General features: G+C 64.8%; 9 protein-coding genes and 3 pseudogenes. 10 read left to right on the top strand and 2 right to left on the bottom strand.

The features are described from left to right. Positions 1–486 precede the first annotated feature (486 nt). From ACP696_RS14690 to ACP696_RS14675, 4 genes are all read left to right on the top strand, one after another. Positions 487–1,344: a hypothetical protein gene (locus ACP696_RS14690; RefSeq protein ID WP_426011356.1), complete on the top strand. Its 858-nt coding sequence runs from the start codon at positions 487–489 to the stop codon at positions 1,342–1,344. A 175-nt stretch (positions 1,345–1,519) separates the two neighbouring features. Further along, positions 1,520–2,440, top strand: coding sequence for a diacylglycerol/lipid kinase family protein (locus tag ACP696_RS14685; RefSeq protein ID WP_426043958.1), 921 nt, complete (start codon positions 1,520–1,522; stop codon positions 2,438–2,440). A gap of 515 nt (positions 2,441–2,955) precedes the next feature. Further along, on the top strand, positions 2,956–3,150 hold the full coding sequence (locus tag ACP696_RS14680; RefSeq protein WP_426011358.1) for a hypothetical protein: 195 nt from the start codon (positions 2,956–2,958) through the stop codon (positions 3,148–3,150). A 93-nt stretch (positions 3,151–3,243) separates the two neighbouring features. Continuing rightward, the gene (locus ACP696_RS14675; protein ID WP_426043957.1) at positions 3,244–11,853 is read left to right on the top strand and encodes a GH36-type glycosyl hydrolase domain-containing protein; all 8,610 of its coding nucleotides are present in this window, start codon (positions 3,244–3,246) and stop codon (positions 11,851–11,853) included. Positions 11,854–12,024: 171 nt separating this feature from the next. Here the strand turns inward: ACP696_RS14675 and ACP696_RS14670 are convergent. Beyond that, positions 12,025–13,039: pseudogene (locus ACP696_RS14670) on the bottom strand (IS481 family transposase). A 110-nt stretch (positions 13,040–13,149) separates the two neighbouring features. Here ACP696_RS14670 and ACP696_RS14665 point away from each other — a divergent pair. Next, positions 13,150–13,764 (top strand): annotated as a pseudogene (locus ACP696_RS14665) (IS630 family transposase); the annotation flags it as partial. A gap of 62 nt (positions 13,765–13,826) precedes the next feature. Here the strand turns inward: ACP696_RS14665 and ACP696_RS14660 are convergent. After that, positions 13,827–14,798 (bottom strand): annotated as a pseudogene (locus ACP696_RS14660) (integrase core domain-containing protein). 66 nt (positions 14,799–14,864) lie between these two features. Here ACP696_RS14660 and ACP696_RS14655 point away from each other — a divergent pair. The 5 genes from ACP696_RS14655 to ACP696_RS14635 all read left to right on the top strand — a co-directional run bounded on the left by ACP696_RS14655 (position 14,865) and on the right by ACP696_RS14635 (position 18,370). Further along, positions 14,865–15,542: an ATP-binding protein gene (locus ACP696_RS14655; protein WP_426011360.1), complete on the top strand. Its 678-nt coding sequence runs from the start codon at positions 14,865–14,867 to the stop codon at positions 15,540–15,542. A 125-nt stretch (positions 15,543–15,667) separates the two neighbouring features. Continuing rightward, positions 15,668–16,012, top strand: a complete 345-nt coding sequence (locus ACP696_RS14650) for a hypothetical protein (RefSeq protein WP_426011361.1) — start codon at positions 15,668–15,670, stop codon at positions 16,010–16,012. A 55-nt stretch (positions 16,013–16,067) separates the two neighbouring features. Beyond that, on the top strand, positions 16,068–16,823 hold the full coding sequence (locus tag ACP696_RS14645; protein WP_426011362.1) for a hypothetical protein: 756 nt from the start codon (positions 16,068–16,070) through the stop codon (positions 16,821–16,823). Between the two features lie 135 nt (positions 16,824–16,958). Further along, positions 16,959–18,137 (top strand): extracellular catalytic domain type 1 short-chain-length polyhydroxyalkanoate depolymerase, encoded by a 1,179-nt coding sequence (locus ACP696_RS14640; RefSeq protein WP_426011363.1) that lies wholly within the window; start codon positions 16,959–16,961, stop codon positions 18,135–18,137. Between the two features lie 23 nt (positions 18,138–18,160). Then, positions 18,161–18,370, top strand: coding sequence for a hypothetical protein (locus tag ACP696_RS14635; RefSeq protein ID WP_426011364.1), 210 nt, complete (start codon positions 18,161–18,163; stop codon positions 18,368–18,370). Positions 18,371–18,373 lie beyond the last annotated feature (3 nt).

Here is an 18,373-nt window from a genome sequence, read left to right as displayed (position 1 = left end):
GCCGCGAACGCTGCATCTCCGGCCTCGACGCTGAAGGGCCACGAACTCGCAGCCCGGGCCAAAATCACGCTCGTAGCCTTGGCAAGGAGCTCGAGGTCGGGGTCGATGCCAAGACCGGAAAGGCGCCTGAGAACGGTTCCGAGACATTGGTCAAGGAGGCCCAGGAAGCCGTTGGGAAGGTCACCGCAGAAGTATTAAAAGCATCTCGGCGCATCGCCAGCATCGGCTTTTGGCGAGCGGGCATCTGGCTGTTTCTGGCGCGAACCCGCCGCCAGGGCCATCGATCCGATGGCCACTCTCCACCGAGCATGGGCGGATGCAGCGAGAGTAGCTTAGATTTCTGACCATCAGCTTTGGGTTGGGCTGAAGCGGTTCCCCGCGCCGCTCCGGCTCAGCATTCAGTAGATGTCAGGCCAAGCGCTTGATGTCGCTCAAGGCAGGGTGGGAGCCAGGGGTAGAAGAGTGAATGAAGCAGGAGCGACCGCCATGACCTATGCCAGCATTCTCGCCATCCTGACCAGCGGCCCGGACGATGCCGTCGTCCTATCCGCTGGCGCGCAGTTTGTCCGCGGACAAGGCGGCGAAGTGAGGGCCAGGCTGGCCCTGCCCACGGCCTCCAGCCTGATGTTCTCGGAAGGAATGTCCGGCGGCTATATCAGCCAGGAGATCGTCGCTCTCATCCAGCAGGCCAATGACGACGCTCGTCGCAATACCGAGACGTTGGTCTGCGAGACGTCCAAGCGCGAGGGCCTTACACTCGACGCAGAGGGCGGTCGCATTGTCTTACTACCGGAGGGGTCTATGGCCGAGTCGGACATGCTGGGCGAGACTCCGCTCTGCGATCTCATCATCGTCGGCCAATCGACGTTCAAGAGCCTAGGGCTCTGGAGCGGCCTGGTTTCTGGGGCGTTGATGCAGGCCAGGCTGCCATTCTACATCGCGCGCCGGGTGGCGCCCGAACATGGCGTCGCCGCGATCGCCTGGGATGGAAGCCAAGGAGCCGGTCGCGCGGTGCGTGCTGCTCTGCCGCTGCTGACCGCCGCATCGAAGGTAGTCCTCCTGCAGGATGCCGACCACATCAGCGCCACCGATCGTCTCGCCGCAGACCTGACAAGTCTGGGGGCCTACCTCAAGCTCCACGGCGTCAAAAACATCCTTGCCGTTAGCCAGTCTGGGCTGAGCCGTGGCGGCGGCCTGGGCGCAGCCGCGCGGCAAGCCCGCGCTGATGTGCTCATCGCCGGCGCGTTCAGCCATGCGCGCGCCATGGAGGCCCTTTTCGGCGGCGCCACCGACGACATGCTGCTGCAGCCCGCAGGCGATTTCAACCTGCTGCTGGTCCACTAGCCAGGTCACCCTTAGGCGCGTCTTCGCCCCGCCGAGCGACGCAGCGCTGCTTGAGAGCATCCGCCGATGAGGGCGCGCAGGTTTTTCATGGGTCAAAGTTTCTTACTTCCCACGAACCTGGAAGTTTGCCTCCTGCTCCGGTTATACTTGGACGAAAATGGGTGTGCTTCTCACCATGGATCTGACGCCTCTTAGCGTCCCAACGCTGCGCATTGGCGCGCTCGTCAATACGTCGAGCGGTGGCTACGCACCCGGTTTCGAAAACGAGTTGGAAGCCGTGCTGAAGGAGATGGGCTGCCGGGTAGCCAAGATCTGGTGTGTCCGGGGCGAGGCCGTGGACGCCGCATTGCAGGAGGCCCGGTCTCTTCAGCTCGCCGTCCTAATCGTGTTGGGAGGCGATGGCACGCACCGCGCCGCCGCCGAGGCGTTTCCGATTGGTGGCCCTTACCTGGTCCCACTTCCCGGCGGGACGATGAACAGACTACCCAAGGCCCTCTATGGCGCCCTCAGTTGGCAAGACGCGCTGGGCGCAACGCTAGCGGCGCCTACCGTGCAATCGATTGGCGGCGGACGCATAGGGGAGAAGCCGTTTTTTGTTTCCGCCATCATCGGCAATATCTCCCTGTTCGCCGAAGCTCGCGAGGCCCTTCGGGATGGCGATATCGGCGAGGCTGTTCGCGAAGGCCTTGAGGCGATTGGCAAGAGTTTCGAGGGATCCCTGCACTACGATTTCGAAGGCCAATCCGGCCAGGCGCAGGTCGTGTATGTTGGATGTCCGCTAAAGCCGATGGGCCTAAAACCCGATATCGTGGCCTTCCGCGTTGCAGTGATCACGCGCGATGGGGCTCTCGACGCCCTAATGCTGGCGCTACGAAAAGTTATTCCGGGGGCGGCAGCAGATCAAATGATCCGGAGCGCCAATGTCCGGCACGTGGAAGTACGATCGGACGAGCCCATGTCGGCGGTTCTCGACGGCGAAACCGTCGATCTAGGCAAAGTCGCCATCGTGGACTTCGTGCAGGCGGCTTTCAACGCCCTAGTCCCCCGTACACTGCCGGATCCTGCACAACTCAAGCGGGGGCGCTCCCTAGGTTGAGAATGTAGGCGATGACGTCTTCGCGATGACGCCACCGTCGGTCAGGCTCCAGACCGCCCACGATCACGTGGAATCGGTGCCCACCATCGCCTGGTACGGCTGCCCACGATCACTGGAATGCGCACGTGTCCGTAGCGGCTGGTCGTGCAGCCATTCCACGAAGAGAGCCGCAACGCCGGCCAGTCGAGGTCATCTTGTAGGCGCCCACCATGATTTCGATCAAGCCCATCGTCGATCGGTATCGACAGCCAGATCCGGTCTCGACGCTTGGTGGTCACGACGCTAATCCGGCGCCTCCATGGTCTGTGCCGCTTCACGTAAGGAACCCGGAACGACACGAACCGGCGATCGCCACGGACCGAGCCGCATCTTCGGAGTCATCCTGGCCCTAATGCCTGTCGACGTGAATCAAAGCGGCTCGCGCAGCACGACGCTTACTTGCGCTGGGATTACCCGCAGCAGCCTTTGCCAAGGTCGCGCGTTGCTAAACCACCAGCCAATAGAGGGCCTGCGCGATGATCACCTTCAACGTCGTCAAAGAGAGGCACGGATGGGCCATCCGGCTGGGTGAGGGCATGTCGACGCCATTCTGGTCAAGGGATTTGGCCGTTCGAGAGGCGAACTGCATCGCCGATGCGATCGGCCGTCACGGCGAGCGTACTGAGGTGGTCGTCGAACCCTCAGATCACCATGAGCGGGCGCGGGGTTGAGTTAGCCCGCCCACAAAGAGCGCACCGCCGCGGTTGCTGGGTAGGACTGTGGCGCACCAATGACTCCCCGCCCGGTAGAGGGCCTGCAACATCATGCGTTACGAGACAAATGCTCCCTCGCGCGAGCGCCGACTGCGCCACGGGTCGGATTTGATCGCCCCGCTCCACGGCTTGCTCGCTAGCGCTCGACAGAGACCACCCTGGGACGACGGAGCCCCCATCCGCGCCGAACTTTTCAGCGTCGATCGGCTTGAGGAGCACGCGAGAAGCCTGGCGTCCGCGCAGGCCGTGACGCCTCGCGAGGTGAAGGGCGCTTCGCTCGCGAAGCGGCTCGCCGACAACGAGGTTGTGCTCCTGTCAGCCTACCGTGACGTCTCTGACGCAATCGACGCGGGCGCAGCCATCACGCCCGCAGCCGAATGGTTGATCGACAATTTCCATGTCGTCGAAAAGCAGATTCGTGAAGTCCGGGGCGATCTGCCGCCGGGCTATTATCGGCAGCTGCCCAAACTTGCAGGGGGGCCCTTGGCGGGGTACCCGCGGGTCTTCGGGGTGGCCTGGGCGTTCGTGGCCCATACCGACAGTCTCTTCGATCCCGAAATCCTGCGTCGCTACCTCCGCGCCTACCAAGAAGTTCAGCCGCTGACCATCGGCGAGCTTTGGGCCGTCGCCATCACGCTCCGGATCGTTCTTGTCGAAAACCTCAGACGGATCGCCAAGCGAGTCATGGACAGCCGCGCCGGTCGCCGGAGCGCCGACATACTGGCTGACCGACTACTGGGCGCCAGGGGCCGTGAACCTGAACCGGCCGCGGCTGTCCTTCAGTCGCATCCCAAAATGACCTTCCCCGACGCCTTTCTGGTGCAACTGGTCCAGCGGCTCCGCGATCAGGATCCTAGCATCTCACCGGCGTTAGACTGGCTCGAAGAACAACTTCGACGAGCGGGAACGACCGCTGACGCCGTCGTCCGCGATGAGCACCAGAGGCAAGTGTCCGGCAGTGTCACAGTGCGAAACATCATCACCAGCATGCGTCTGATCTCTGACGTGGATTGGACGGAGCTGTTCGAGCGCGTCAGCCTGGTCGATGAAGTGTTTGAGGCCGGAAGCCCCTTTGGCGACATGGATTTCCCGACACGAAATCTCTACCGCAGCGCCGTCGAGCACCTCGCACGCAGCTCCGATCTCACCGAACTTGAAGTCGCGCATCGGGCCGTGGCGGCTGCGTCACGAGCGCTAAAGACCGACCAAGATGCGAGCGACGCTCGGATGGCCGACCCGGGCTACTATCTGATCGCTGGAGGCCGGGCCGGGTTCGAAGCGGCGATCGGCTTTCGACCGCCTGCCCAGGCCTGGCCGGGACAGTTCTATCGCACGTTGGGGATCGGAGGCTATGTCGCCGCGGGCGCCGCGGTCGCAGCCAGTCTCTTGGCCATTCCTCTAGCCATCGCGGCTGCAAGCGGCCTCGGCGCGACCTCGCTACTTGTGCTTGGGATTCTGGGACTGATCCCGGCGGTGGACGTCGCCGTCGCCATCGTGAACCACGTGGTGACCCAAGGATTTCGGGCCACCCTGCTGCCGGCGATGGCGTTACGTGGCGGGATCAGCGCGGATCTCCGCACGCTGGTGGCAGTGCCCACTCTCCTGACTTCGCTCTCGGAGGTCGGGGAATTGGTCGCCCGCCTGGAGGTTCACTACCTGGCGAGCCCCCCGGGGGACCTCCACTTTGCGCTGCTGTCGGACTGGTCCGACGCGACGAGCGAGCACGTAGGGGGCGACGAAGAACTATTGGCCGCAGCCAAGGAAGGCATCGACCGTCTGAATCGACGGTACGGGCCAGCTGCGGGCGGAGAGCGCTTCCTGCTGCTGCACCGGCGGCGGGTCTGGAATAAGGGCGAAGGACGCTGGATCGGTTGGGAGCGTAAGCGCGGAAAACTTTGTGAACTCAATAGGCTTCTTCGCGGTGCTTCGAACACGACATTTCTCTCGCCGCCTGTTGTGCCATCAAGTGTCCGTTTCGTCATCACCCTCGACTCAGACACACGCCTCCCGCGCGAGACCGTCGGTCGACTCATCGGCAAGATGGCCCATCCTCTCAATCGACCGCGCTTCGACGCTGAGCTAGGCCGGGTCGTCGAGGGCTACGCCGTGCTGCAGCCGCGGGTGACGCCGGCGCTTCCGGTCGGGCGCGAGGGCTCGCTGTTCCTTCGTATCTTCTCCGGCGCTTCCGGCATTGATCCTTACGCGGCCGCCGTGTCCGACGTGTACCAAGACCTGTTCGGCGAAGGGTCTTACACGGGTAAGGGCATCTACGATGTAGACGCCTTCGAGGCGGCGCTTGCAGGCCGTGTCCCCGAATCCAGCCTCCTCAGCCACGACTTGTTCGAGGGGATTTTCGCCCGCGCTGGACTCGCCTCGGACGTGGAAGTCGTGGAGGAGTTTCCTGCCCGTTATGAGGTCGCCGCCCAGCGTCACCATCGCTGGGTCCGGGGGGACTGGCAACTTCTGCCATGGATCGTTGGGCGCGGGCCGAAGGGGGCCTCCCATCGGCCGCGACGCGGCGTTCCCGCTATCGGGCGCTGGAAGATGCTCGACAATGTCCGACGTTCGCTCTCTGCGCCCTCGATCGTCATCGCGCTTATCGCCGGTTGGGCCCTTCCCATCCACGCCGCCGCGACCTGGACGATCTTCATCCTGTCGACGATGGCCCTGCCGCCCCTAATCCCGGTGATAATCGGGCTCGTCCCGCGTCGGCCCGGCGTGGCGCTTCGCAGCAATCTCCGCGCCCTGGACGCGGAGATTCGTGTCGCGCTTATCCAGGTCGGCCTGATGATCGTCTTTCTCGCGGACCAAGCCTGGCTGATGGGAGACGCCATCGCCCGCACCCTGATCCGCCTCGCGCTGACCCGCCGCCACCTGCTCGAATGGGTACCGGCGGCCCAGGCGGCGTCGGGTTCTAGCTTGGGGGTGCGCGGCTCCTACAAGCGGATGGGCGGCGCGGTGCTAACCGGCGCCGCAGCCATCAGCGTGGCGTGGATTTGGGGCCACGGCACTTGGCCCCTGGCCTTGGCGTTTGCGCTCGCCTGGTTCGCCTCCCCGGCGGTGGCGTTTTGGGCGAGCCTCTCGCCTCGGGTATTGGGCCGGCGTCCGTTGGCCGAGGCGGACGCCCGGTCCTTGCGATTGATCGCCAGACGGACATGGCGCTTCTTCGAGGACTTCGTCACGCCCGCCGAAAATGCCTTGCCGCCAGACAACTTCCAGGAGTCGCCGGAGCCTGTGGTGGCCCACAGGACCTCACCAACCAATATCGGCCTTTACCTGTTGTCGGTCGCTAGCGCGCGGGACTTCGCCTGGATCGGAACCGTCGAGGCCGTAGATCGGCTGGAAGCGACCCTGGCCACCATGGCTCGCATGGCTAAGCATCGCGGTCACCTTTACAATTGGTATGATACGCGTGACTTGCGTCCGCTCGATCCGCAGTACGTATCCTCGGTCGATAGCGGAAATCTGGCCGGACATCTGATCGCTTTGGCCAACGCCTGCGGTCAATGGCGAGGGGACACGTTGCCAGAACAGCGGCGGTTCCAAGGTGTCGCCGACGCTCTAGATTTGGTCCGGGACGAGGCACGTCGATTGCGCGATCTGCGCGATCTGCGCAAATCGCAAGACGTGTCGTGGCGGAGGCTAGGCGAAGAGATCGAACGTCTCGCGGGCGGTCTGCTTGAAGCAACCGCGCTCGGCGGCACGGTTGAAGGGCGTGTTGAGAAATTCTCGGAGCAGGCTGCGATCCTGGGGGACGCGGTTCGTGAAATTGTCCTTGAAGAACACGACGACGCTGGCGCGGATCTGCAGTTCTGGGCGGACGCCGTAGGCGCCTGCATTGAAAGTCATGGGCGTGATCGCCGGGCGCCTTTGGCCGCTCCGCTTGTAGCAAGACTTCAGGCGCTTGAAGATGCCGCGCGGTCGATGGCGATGGCGATGGAATTTGGCTTTCTGATCGACCCCGACCGCCTTCTGCTATCGATTGGGTATCTGCCGTCCGAGGGCGCGCTAGATCCGAGCTGTTACGACCTCCTTGCTTCTGAGGCTCGGCTGGCAAGCTTCATGGCGATCGCTAAGGGCGACGCGCCCGCCCGCCACTGGTTTCGCCTGGGCCGCGCTGTGACGCCGGTGGCCAATGGCGCGGCGCTGATCTCGTGGTCCGGATCGATGTTCGAGTACCTGATGCCGTCCATCGTCATGCGGGCGCCGGCGGACAGCCTTGTGGAACAGACCAATCGGCTCGTCGTCCGCCGTCAGATTGACTACGCGGCGACACGGGGGACCCCGTGGGGCGTATCGGAATCTGCCTACAATGCGCGCGACCTCGACTTGACCTATCAGTATTCCAACTTCGGCGTGCCTGGCCTCGGCCTAAAACGCGGGCTCGCCGACAACGCCGTCGTTGCGCCTTACGCCACCGCCCTTGCTTGCATGATCGATCCTCAGGCGGCAGCGCGCAACTTCGAGCGCCTCGAAGCTCTCGGCGCGCGCGGTCGCTATGGATTCGTCGAAGCGCTGGACTTTACCCCGGCCCGGATCCCGGACGGCGGGACTGTCGCCTTAGTGAGCGCTTTCATGGCGCACCACCAGGGTATGACGATCACTGCGATCGCCGATACCCTGCTGGATGGCTTGATGCGCAGCCGCTTCCACGCAGAGCGCATGGTGCAGGCGACGGAGCTCCTTCTGCAGGAGCGGGCGCCTCGCGAGGTTACCGCGACGCCGCCGTTGGTTTCCGAGACCACCTCTGAAGCGAAGGTCCGCGAGATTGAAGGGCCTGCTGCTTGGCGCAACACCAGCCCGCATAGCGCCACCCCCGCCACGCAGTTGCTGTCAAACGGCCGCTACGCGGTCATGCTGACGGCCGCGGGATCTGGCTACAGCGCCTGGGGGGATCTAATGGTGACCCGCTGGCGAGAGGACGCCACCAGCGATGACTGGGGCTCGTACGTCTTTCTGAAAGACGTCGCCAACGGGGACGTCTGGACGGCGGCGTACCAGTCGATCGGGAGCGAGCCGGAGGCTTACGAGGTCACGTTCAACGAAGATCGGGCCGAGTTTGCCCGCCGAGACGGGGCATTCGCGACCAATCTCCAGGTGCTTGTCTCTGCGGAAGACGACGCAGAGGTGCGCCGCGTGACGATCTCAAACCTCAGCGATAGCGCCCGCGAAGTCGAGGTCACATCCTACGCCGAACTGGTTCTGGCGCCCCAGGCCTCTGACGTGGCGCACCCGGCCTTCTCCAAGCTGTTCATCGAGACCGAGCACCTCGCCGGACTGGGCGCCATTCTCGCTACGCGGCGGCAGCGGTCGCCGACGGAGCCTCAGGTCTGGGCAGCGCACTTGGCGGTTGTCGATGGCGAGGCCGTGGGCAAACGTGAGTTTGAGACAGACCGAGCGCGATTCCTCGGTCGTGGCGGCAGCATTCGTGCGCCCGGCGCTATCATGAGCGGCCGGCCGCTTTCAGGCGCCACCGGCGCGGTGCTCGATCCAATCTTCGCACTGCGCCGGCGTGTACGGATTGCGCCCGGGGCGACAGCTCGCATTGATTTCTGGACGATGGTCGCCTCGTCCCGCGAAGCGGCGCTAGATCTGGTCGACAAGCACCATGACTTGGGCGCGTTCCAGCGCACGGCGGTTCTGGCCTGGACCCAGGCCCAAGTGCAATTACACCACCTTGGCATCAATCGAAACGAAGCGGGCCAGTACCAGCGTCTTGCCGGTCACATGCTCTACGCCGCGCCGATGCTGCGTCCGCCATCTCAGACCATCGGCAGCGGGAGTGGCGGTCAGCCGGGTCTGTGGTCTCTGGGGATTTCCGGCGACTTGCCGATCATTTTAGTCCGGATCGATGACGTCCATCAGCTGGGTCTCGTGAAGGAGGCGCTTCAGGCCGTCGAGTATTGGCGGATGAAGCAACTCGCGGTCGATCTAGTGATCCTCAACGAGCGCGCTTCATCCTATGTACAAGAACTGCAGATCGCGCTTGAGACCTTGGTGAGAGCGAGCCAGTCCCGGCCACAGATCGGCGACAAGCGGCCACCCGGGCATACCTTCATGCTTCGGTCGGACCTTGTTCCGCCCGAGGCCCGAGCCCTCCTTGGGTCTGTCGCGCGGGTCGTACTGGTAGGCGACCGCGGGCGGCTGGTCGATCAACTCGAGCGAGCTTCAGACGCCGGGCTTGCGAGACGCGTCCCTCCAAGGCGTCCTCTCGCCACCTCCCAGCTTCAAGTGTCGCGTCCGGCGCCGGGAGTGGAATTTTTCAACGGACTTGGTGGCTTCGCCGAAGACGGCCGAGAATATGTGACGATCCTGGGGCCAGGCCAGTCAACGCCCGCCCCCTGGATCAACGTAATCGCCAATCCAGGCTTCGGCTTCCAGGTGTCGGCGGAGGGTGGCGGCTACGCCTGGTCGGTGAACAGCCGCGAACATCAGCTAACGCCCTGGTCGAATGACCCGGTGACCGACCGACCTGGTCAGGCCTTCTATCTGAGAGACGAGGATAGCGGAGATCTGTGGAGCCCCACAGCGCTGCCGATCAGGGATGAAGCGGCGACCTATGTTGCGCGGCATGGCTGGGGGTATAGCCGGTTTGAGCATACCTCTCACGGGATCGCCGCCGAGCTGCTGGAGTACGTGCCGCTCGCCGACCCGCTGAAAATCTCCCGGCTGAAACTGCGCAACCTCACTGGCCGCGCAAGGCGCCTCTCGGTGACAGCGTATGTCGAGTGGGTGCTCGGACCTTCACGGGCGGCAGCGGCGGCCTTCGTGACAACGCGGGTCGATGCCGAGAGCGGGGCGGTGCTTGCGAACAATCCGTGGAACCCGGCGTTTGGCGAACGGGTCGCCTTCGCCGATCTCGCGGGACGCCAGACGGCCTGGACGGGTGACCGACGAGAGTTTATCGGCCGAAATGGAACGCTGGCTTGGCCTGCGGTCCTGGCCAACGGCACTTTGCTTTCGGGGCGGGTCGGCTCTGGCCTCGACCCCTGTGCCGCGCTACAGACCACGGTCGAGATTGCGCCGAACGGAGTCGTCGAGATCGATTTCTTCCTCGGCGACGCTCTGGACGAGACCGAGGCGCGGTCACTGATCGCCCGCTACCGCGGGACCGATCTGGACACCGTGCTCTCCGACGTCCGGGCCTTCTGGGACGATATCGTCGGCACGGTTCAGGTGAAGACCCCCGACCGGTCGATGGACATTATGCTCAATGGCTGGCTGACCTATCAGACCCTTGCCTGCCGGGTCTGGGCCCGGTCGGGGTTCTACCAGGCCAGCGGGGCCTACGGCTTCCGCGACCAGTTGCAGGACTGCATGGCCCTGGCCACGGTGCGGCCATCGATGACCCGTGAGCACCTGCTGAGAGCCGCGAGCCGGCAGTTCGGGGAGGGCGATGTCCAACACTGGTGGTTGCCTCATTCCGGCCAAGGCGTGCGGACGCGGATCTCGGACGATCGGGCCTGGCTCGCCTATGCAGCGGCGCACTACATCAAGGTGACTGGTGACGCCGCCATACTGGATGAAGTGCGACCCTTCCTGACTGGTCCGATGCTTGAGCCGGGCGAGGGCGACAGCTTCTTTCTGCCGACCGTAAGTGATGAACTCGGCAGCCTCTACGAACATTGCGCTCGCGCCTTGGACGCCAGTCTGGCGGTCGGCCGCCACGGACTGCCGCTGATCGGCGGCGGCGATTGGAACGACGGCATGAACCGCGTCGGGGAGGGCGGAAAGGGTGAGAGCGTCTGGCTCGGCTGGCTATTGTACGCCGCGCTGGGCGACTTCGCAGACGTCGCTGTGATCCGCGGTGACAAGGCGCGAGTCGCGAAGTGGCGGGCGCACACCAAGGCGCTGAGCGACGCCCTTGAACGCGAGGCCTGGGATGGCCACTGGTATCGGCGAGGCTGGTTCGACGATGGCTCCCCGCTCGGCTCGGCGACCAGCGAGGAGTGCCGCATCGACTCCATCGCCCAGTCGTGGGCGGTCCTGTCCGGCGCTGCGCGGCCGGACCGCGCGGCCCAGGCGATGGAAGCCGTTGATCGCGAATTGATTCTGCCAAACGACAGACTGGCCTTGCTGTTCACGCCGCCGTTCGATCATTCGGCGCCCGACCCCGGCTATATCAAGGGCTATCCGCCGGGCCTGCGCGAGAACGGCGGGCAGTACACCCACGCCGCCCTATGGTCCGTGATGGCTTTCGCGGGCCTGGGGGAGGGCGACAAGGCCGCCGCCCTCTTCGGGCTGCTTAACCCGATCAACCACGCTCGTACACGCACCGACATGCATCGCTATAAGGTCGAGCCCTATGTGGTCGCGGCCGATGTCTACGCCGCACCAGGCCACGTGGGGCGGGGCGGCTGGACTTGGTACACGGGCTCGGCCGGCTGGATGCAGCGCGCTGGCGTCGAGAGCATCCTTGGGCTTCGGATTGAAGGCGGCCTGCTACGGCTCGACCCCTGTATCCCAGGGTCCTGGCCTGGCTTCAATATGACATTACGTCATGGTGCGTCACACTACGAAATCACGGTCGAAAACCCGCAGGGCGTGCAGCGGGGGGTCGCGGTCGCCGAATTCGATGGCGTGGCGATCGCGGCGAGGCCGGTGTCAGTCCCCCTGGATGACGACGGCGCCGTTCATCGCCTCGTCGTCCGGCTCGGGTGATCGATCAGGGCTGCAAGGCGAGACCGTGGACCTCATCAATCCGATGGCGGCCCGGGGCCCTGAGTGGTGACGGGCAGGCCAATTCGATCCGCATCAGAGGCCGCAGGTGCGGGACGCGGGAGCCAAAGGAGATAGAAGCTGATGTTAGGCGATGTCGATCCAGGGCTCACCTCATATGTGGACGACCCCCTCCTCGCAAGTTGATAGGCAGTCGTTTGGATTAGATCTGTAGGGTCCCGGAATGAGGTGGCGCGGGTTGATCTTGAAGATTGACGGGCCTTTCGTCCAGGCCTCGCAGATCACCTGGTAGGGTGTTCGCCATCGCAGGACTTCAGGTGCTTGGCGAAGTTGTAGGCGGTGACGAAGACCACGACATGGACCTTGAGGCTTTCCAGGTCGTCGTAGTGGTAAATCTTCACCGTGGCGTCCTTGATGGTGCGGTTTATCCGCTCGGCTTGGACGTTGGTCCACGGATAGTAGGGCTTGGTCAGCCTATGCTCGATACCGGTTTCGATGCAGACGCGGCCGAAGATGTGACCGCCGGCGGAGCCATGGCCTTGGCTATCGCGATATGTGGGCAGGTCGGCGAAGGCCATGCCGTCGTCGGTAAGCACGATATGGATCTTGTAGGGGAAGGCCTCCACGACGTTCCTGAGGAAGGCTGAGCCTGCCATCTTGCCGGCTTTGTCGTGGAACTCGACGTAGGTGAACTTCGAGACCCGGTCGATGGCCAGGAACATGATCGGCTTGCCGTCGGCATGGCGCAGCTCGCAGCTGTCGATGTGGACATAGCCGATCTCGTAGGTCTTGAACCGCTTGCGCTTGTCCTTGGTCTCTTCGACCGGCAGCCGGGAGATGCAGTGGCGCTGCAGGCAGCGGTGCAGAGCGCTGGGGCTGAGGTTGGGAATGGTGTCCCTCAGGCAGCCGAGCACGTCGTCCAGCGGCAGCAGCGTCTTCTGCCGGCAGGCCACCACGATGGCTTCCTCGGCCGGCGTCAGAACCGGCTTTTGGGAACCTTCGGCCCCATAGGCGCATCGGCCGTCGTCGTGCGCTGGCGCCACTTGCGTACCGTCTTGGGGTTCACGCCGTAGCGGGCGGCAAGGGTCCGGCTACTCTCTTGCGACGCTTGGAACTCGGCTCGAACACGCGGTGTCGTGCGGGCGCCGCCGTGAAGAACGCTTGCCATAGGCCATCCTCCTCCTGACGAGACAGGACCGATGATGCACCATCAGATTCCGGGACTACACACCTATTACCAGCTTCCCCGATTGCCTGATTCAGGATTCAGCGTTGGGGATGGTTCCCAAGGCTGCTGTGGTCCGGTTGCGTCCGGAAGGTCGTGTTGTTCTGGAGGCTCGGGTTCGGGCCCCGACGTCGCAGCAGCGTGACGTGCTTCGGGCACGGATAGTGTTGCTGGCTGACGAAGGGCGCTCGACGCGTTCGATCGCCAAGGCGGTGGCGGTGATGCCGCGCACGGTGAGCCTTTGGCGCGGTCGCTGTGCGCGCGAGGGGCTTGCGGGACTGGCGGAAAGGCCGCGCCGCGGGCCGCCGGCCAAGTACGACGCCCATACCGGACGGCGGGTTCTGGCGGGTTTGGATCGGCCGCCGCCGGCGGGGTTCGCCCGCTGGACGGGGCCGCTGATCGCCGCCGCGTTGGGGGATGTGCATGCCCAGCACGTCTGGCGGGTGCTGCGCGCGCAAAAGCTCGACCTGGCGGCCAGCAAGTCCTGGTGCGGGAGCCGCGATCCGGATTTCGTGGCCAAGGCCGCAGACGTGGTCGGGCTCCACATGGAGCCGCCCGAAAATGCGGTGGTGATCTGTGTTGACGACAAGCCGTCGATTCAGGCCCTGAAATTGCCCAACGGCCGGGCGCTCAGCGGCCATAGCCACGACGACAAGCGCCACGGCACAGTGAGGTGGCGCCGGTTCTCCGCACGGTTTGGCGGCTTGGCCAAGGTTGGTTCGGGTTCAGATCACGCCGCCAGTTTGGGCTCGAGGTTGGCCCTATCCGGGGCGAGCCCCGGATAGGGCGGCGCCTGGATTTGGCCACAGGCCTCGTCGGGGGTGGCCCCGGCAAGAGCCGAGTGGGGCCGGTTGGTGTTGTCGTAGCCGATCCACTTGGTCAGGCCGGCCCGCGTCTCCGATCCGGTCTCGAAGGCATGGATTTAGGCGCACTCATATTTGAGGCTGCGCCAGAGCCGCTCGATGAATACATTGTCCATCCAGCGGCCGCGGCCGTCCATGGAGACCCGCACGCCGGCGTCCTTCAGCACGTCGACGAAGCGGGGCGAGGTAAACGGGCTGCCCTGGTCGGTGTGGAAGATTTCTGGCGGCCCAGGTACAGGAAGCCCCGCCGCATCGGGATGTACGTAATGTCGGCGCACCAGACCTGATTGGGCTTGTCGATGGTCAGCCCGCGCAGCAGGTACTTGCAGGCCCGGTGCTCCGGGTGCGGGATCGTCGTACGCGGCTTCTGATAGATCGGCGCCAGGCCCATCCTGGCCATCAGCCTGCGCACCCGCATCCGGCCGACCCTGTAGCCTTGGCGGCGGAGATGGCGGGCCATCTGGCGCGAGCCGTACCAGGGCGTCTCCAGGAACGCCTCGTCGATCAGCCGCATCAGCGCCAGGTTCAGCGGGGTCTCGCCCGGCGGCTGGTAATAGAAGGCCGAGCGGCTGATCGACACCAGGGCGCACTGGCGCTGGATCGAGATCTTCGGGTCGTTGGGGTCGATCATCGATCGCCTCCCCTCGGTCGCCTCGGCCTTGCCCGACAACACCCCGGAAAGCCCCTCGATGGCCTGTTTGCGCCACGCTGCGATCATCGTCTGGTGGACGCCGTGCTTTGTCGCTCGCCAACTGCGACAGGGTCAGCTCCCCCTTCAACGCCTCCAGCGCCACCTTGGCCTTGAAATCAGCCGCGTATCGCTTCCGCTTCCCAGTCATAAAGTCCGCCCTTCATCGAGGTCAAACCTACCTTGGCCAACTGTCCGAATTTCCGGCGCCGCCACATTGGTCAACAGCGACCACGCCGAGGCCGGCGATTATGTGGCGATCACAGTGACCGACACGGGCCTCGGCATGCCGCCCGACGTGCTGCAGAAGGTTTTCGACCCCTTCTACACGACCAAGCCTCTGGGGGAGGGCTCCGGCCTGGGGCTGTCGATGATCTATGGCTTCATCCAGCAGTCCAGGGGCCACGTTGTCATTGACAGCAAAGAGGGACGGGGCACCACCATCCAGCTTTTCCTTCCACGTCATCAAGGTCCCGTGGAGCCGACGGCTCCGATCGACGAGGCCTTCGCACCGGCCGGCGCCGGCGAAATCGTTCTCGTTATCGAGGATGGCGCCGCTGTGCGCCTGCTGGTGATGCAGGTGCTGGAGGAGCTTGGCTATCGGGGCGTCGAGACCGCAGATGGTCGCCAGGCTGTGCCTATCCTTGAATCCTCGATGCATATCGACCTGCTGATCAGCGACGTGGGCCTGCTGGGCCTGAACGGGCGACAGCTGGCCGAGATCGCCCGCGAGAGCCGGCCGCAACTTCCGATCCTGTTCATGACGGGCTACACCAGGCAGGCCGCCGACCAGGCGGCTTTCCTCGACGGCGGCATGGAGATCATCAGCAAGCCGTTCGCCATCGAACAGCTTGGTCGTCGCATCGGTGAAATCCTGCGGCGCAACATCTCCTGAGGTCCACGACCGGATCCCGATGCGGCGAATTCCAAGCGGGAAATTGGCGCCTCAGCCGAACGATAAATTCAGGAACCTTGTCGGGTTGAAAAGTCTTTCTCTCCCACCTCTGGGAGATCCAAGACATGCTGAAATCAATGACGGGCCTTGCGCTGGCCGCGATACTGCTGGCCGCTTGCGGCCAGAAAAATGCCGACCATGAAAAGGTCGAGGGTCCCGCCGTCTCCACAGCTGAAGCGCCGACCAACGCCGCTGTCGACACGGCGCCGACGACCGGTGAAACAGGTCCCACGCCGGGCGCCAGCTCCTACACCGCCGACCAGGCACGGGCCGCGATTGAGAAGGCTGGATACACCGAACTTGGTCCGTTGAACCAGAACGCCAACGGCGTCTGGCAAGGCAACGCGACCAAGGACGGCAAGCAGGTCAGCGTTTCGATCGACTACAAGGGCGCGATCACCACGCTCTAGCTCTGACTAACCGCACCACAATCCATAAAAACCATAAAAATCTCGGGAAAAAGCCATGAGCAAGACGATTACCCGGCTGTTCGACAGCCATACCCAAGCCCTTGACGCGGTTTCCGACCTGGAAGCCCGCGGCATTGATCACGACAAGATCAGCCTGGTCTCCAACAACACCGATAAATGGCACGACGGCCACGCGCACGCCGGCGGGGCGCCCGGCGCTGACGGCCCGCTTGGCGATCGTAATGGCGACGGCGAGAACGATGTCGCCGACGGTGCTGGCAAGGGCGCGGCCACGGGCGGCGTCATCGGCGGCGGCGCGGGCCTGCTGGCCGGTCTTGGCATGCTGGCCATTCCGGGCCTGGGTCCAGTCGTGGCTGCGGGCTGGTTGGCGGCCACCGCCGTCGGCGCCGTGGTCGGCGCCATGGCTGGCGGCGCGACCGGTGGCCTGCTGGGCGCGCTGAAGGAAGCGGGTCACAGCGACGAAGAGGCCAATGTCTATGCCGAGGGGGTGCGCCGCGGCGGCGCCTTGGTCAGCGTCAAGGCGCACGACGACGAGATCGCGACCGTCGAGACCATCCTCAATGAGCGCCGTGGTGTCGACGCAACTAGCCGTGGTGGAGCCTATCGCGACACGGGCTGGACCGGCTTTGACTCGGCCGCAACACCCTATAGCGCCGACCAGATCGGTCGGGAGCGCACCTTGTACGGCGAAGATCGGGCTTTCAACTCGAATGATGAAGTCGCCGTCACGGACGACGAGTTGAGCCGCAGCGATCGTCCGGCCGCGCCGCCGACCACACGGTCCTACTGATCAGGCGCCGCATCCCCGGTTCGCCGGGGGTGCGGTCGTATCAGACCCAGAGGCCGTAACGAATCGTGATGCGACTCTATGCTGCACTGCAGCATTGTCTTGCTGGGCTCGTTAGCGGCCCGGGCGGACACACCGATGCAAGGCCTTGGCGAAACCACCGCGATGCTGGCGCGCCTGCGCCGTTCGATGCCCGGTTTGTTGAATCCTGCCGTTACCTCGCTGGACGGAATGGTGGACACTGAGACCTTCGGTGAGAACCCCGGTGCGCTACGCATGCTATCCTACTCGCCACCCGGCCTACCCCCGGGCGCGCCCTTGGTGGTCGTGCTCCATGGCTGCACCCAGAACGGTCAGGGTTACGCGCGCGACGCTGGCTGGATCACCTTAGCCGATCGCCTGGGCTTTTCCGTGCTGGCCCCCGAACAGCGGGCCGCCAACAATCCCAATCGTTGCTTCAACTGGTTTGAGCCAGGAGACACTCGGCGCGGCCAGGGCGAGGCCGCCTCGATCGCCGCCATGGTGACTACCGCGCTGGCGGCGTGCGAAGGCGATCCTCGCCAAGTGTTCGTCACCGGCCTGTCAGCGGGCGGAGCGATGAGCGCGGTGATGCTCTCCGCATACCCCGAGATGTTCGCGGGCGCGGCGATCATCGCCGGATTGCCCTATGGCGTGGCGCGCGGCGTTCCCGACGCGCTGCGGGTGATGGGCCAGGGAGACGGGCGCTCGGGCGCGGCCCTGGGCGGTCTGGTGGCCCGCAAGACAGGGGCGACCCTCAGGCTGTCGATCTGGCACGGCGACGCTGACTATACCGTCAATCGGGCCAATGCCGAAAATCTTGCCGATCAGTGGACAGCGGCGACGGCGCTGGACGGCGGGTCGGCGACGATCGAGCGACTGAAGGGCAGGACCCGTTCGGTCTGGCGGGGCGAGACTGGCGGTTCGGTGGTCGAACTCAACATCGTCCACGGCCTGGGTCACGGTACGCCGCTCGCGACCAAGGAAGCGGACGGGATTGGCCGTCCGGCGCCCTACATGCTGGAGGCGGGCATCTCTTCGACGCAGGAGATCGCGCGATTCTGGGGCTTGGGCGCCGGTGTGGCGCGTCGGGCTGAGGCGGGGCAATCCCCCGTGCGGCCGGAAGAGCAAGACGCCGCCGCCGAGGAGGCTCCCGTGCAGAAGTTGGGCCAGGACGCCGGTCCCGCGCGACCTTCGGGTGAGGCGGCGCAGGTGCTGGACGCGGTATCGGCCCACGTGCCAGCCGATGTGCGCGCGGTCATTGCCAAGGCGTTGCGCGCCGCCGGACTCATGACCTGATCGGCTGCGGCGCAGCAGGCCGAGTGCGCTATGAGCGACGCAGTCCAGCCGGCCATCTCTCTCTCTGCGGTGATCAACCCGCCGCGTCCACGGCGCAGGGTCGCGCCGACCGCAAGGAACTCGCGTTCGTCGCGGTCGAGCGCACGCGCATGCCCATGGTGATTGCCGACGCGCGAAATGGCGACCATCCAATCGTCCTGGCCAACCAGGCGTTTCTGGACCTGACGGGCTAAGGG

The sequence above is a fragment of the Caulobacter sp. DWR3-1-2 genome, from assembly GCF_049896225.1.
Taxonomy (GTDB): Bacteria; Pseudomonadota; Alphaproteobacteria; order Caulobacterales; family Caulobacteraceae; genus Caulobacter.
The sequence above is the reverse complement of the archived record's forward strand: the minus strand, read 5'-3'. Positions and strand labels throughout refer to the sequence as shown.

Excerpts from the sequence above, each read along its gene's own strand:
- ACP696_RS14685 (WP_426043958.1), top strand. The coding sequence starts at position 1,520 with ATGGATCTGACGCCTCTTAGCGTCCCAACGCTGCGCATTGGCGCGCTC.
- ACP696_RS14680 (WP_426011358.1), top strand. The coding sequence starts at position 2,956 with ATGATCACCTTCAACGTCGTCAAAGAGAGGCACGGATGGGCCATCCGG.
- ACP696_RS14650 (WP_426011361.1), top strand. The coding sequence starts at position 15,668 with ATGCTGAAATCAATGACGGGCCTTGCGCTGGCCGCGATACTGCTGGCC.
- ACP696_RS14645 (WP_426011362.1), top strand. The coding sequence starts at position 16,068 with ATGAGCAAGACGATTACCCGGCTGTTCGACAGCCATACCCAAGCCCTT.
- ACP696_RS14675 (WP_426043957.1), top strand. The coding sequence starts at position 3,244 with ATGCGTTACGAGACAAATGCTCCCTCGCGCGAGCGCCGACTGCGCCAC.
- ACP696_RS14690 (WP_426011356.1), top strand. The coding sequence starts at position 487 with ATGACCTATGCCAGCATTCTCGCCATCCTGACCAGCGGCCCGGACGAT.
- ACP696_RS14640 (WP_426011363.1), top strand. The coding sequence starts at position 16,959 with ATGCAAGGCCTTGGCGAAACCACCGCGATGCTGGCGCGCCTGCGCCGT.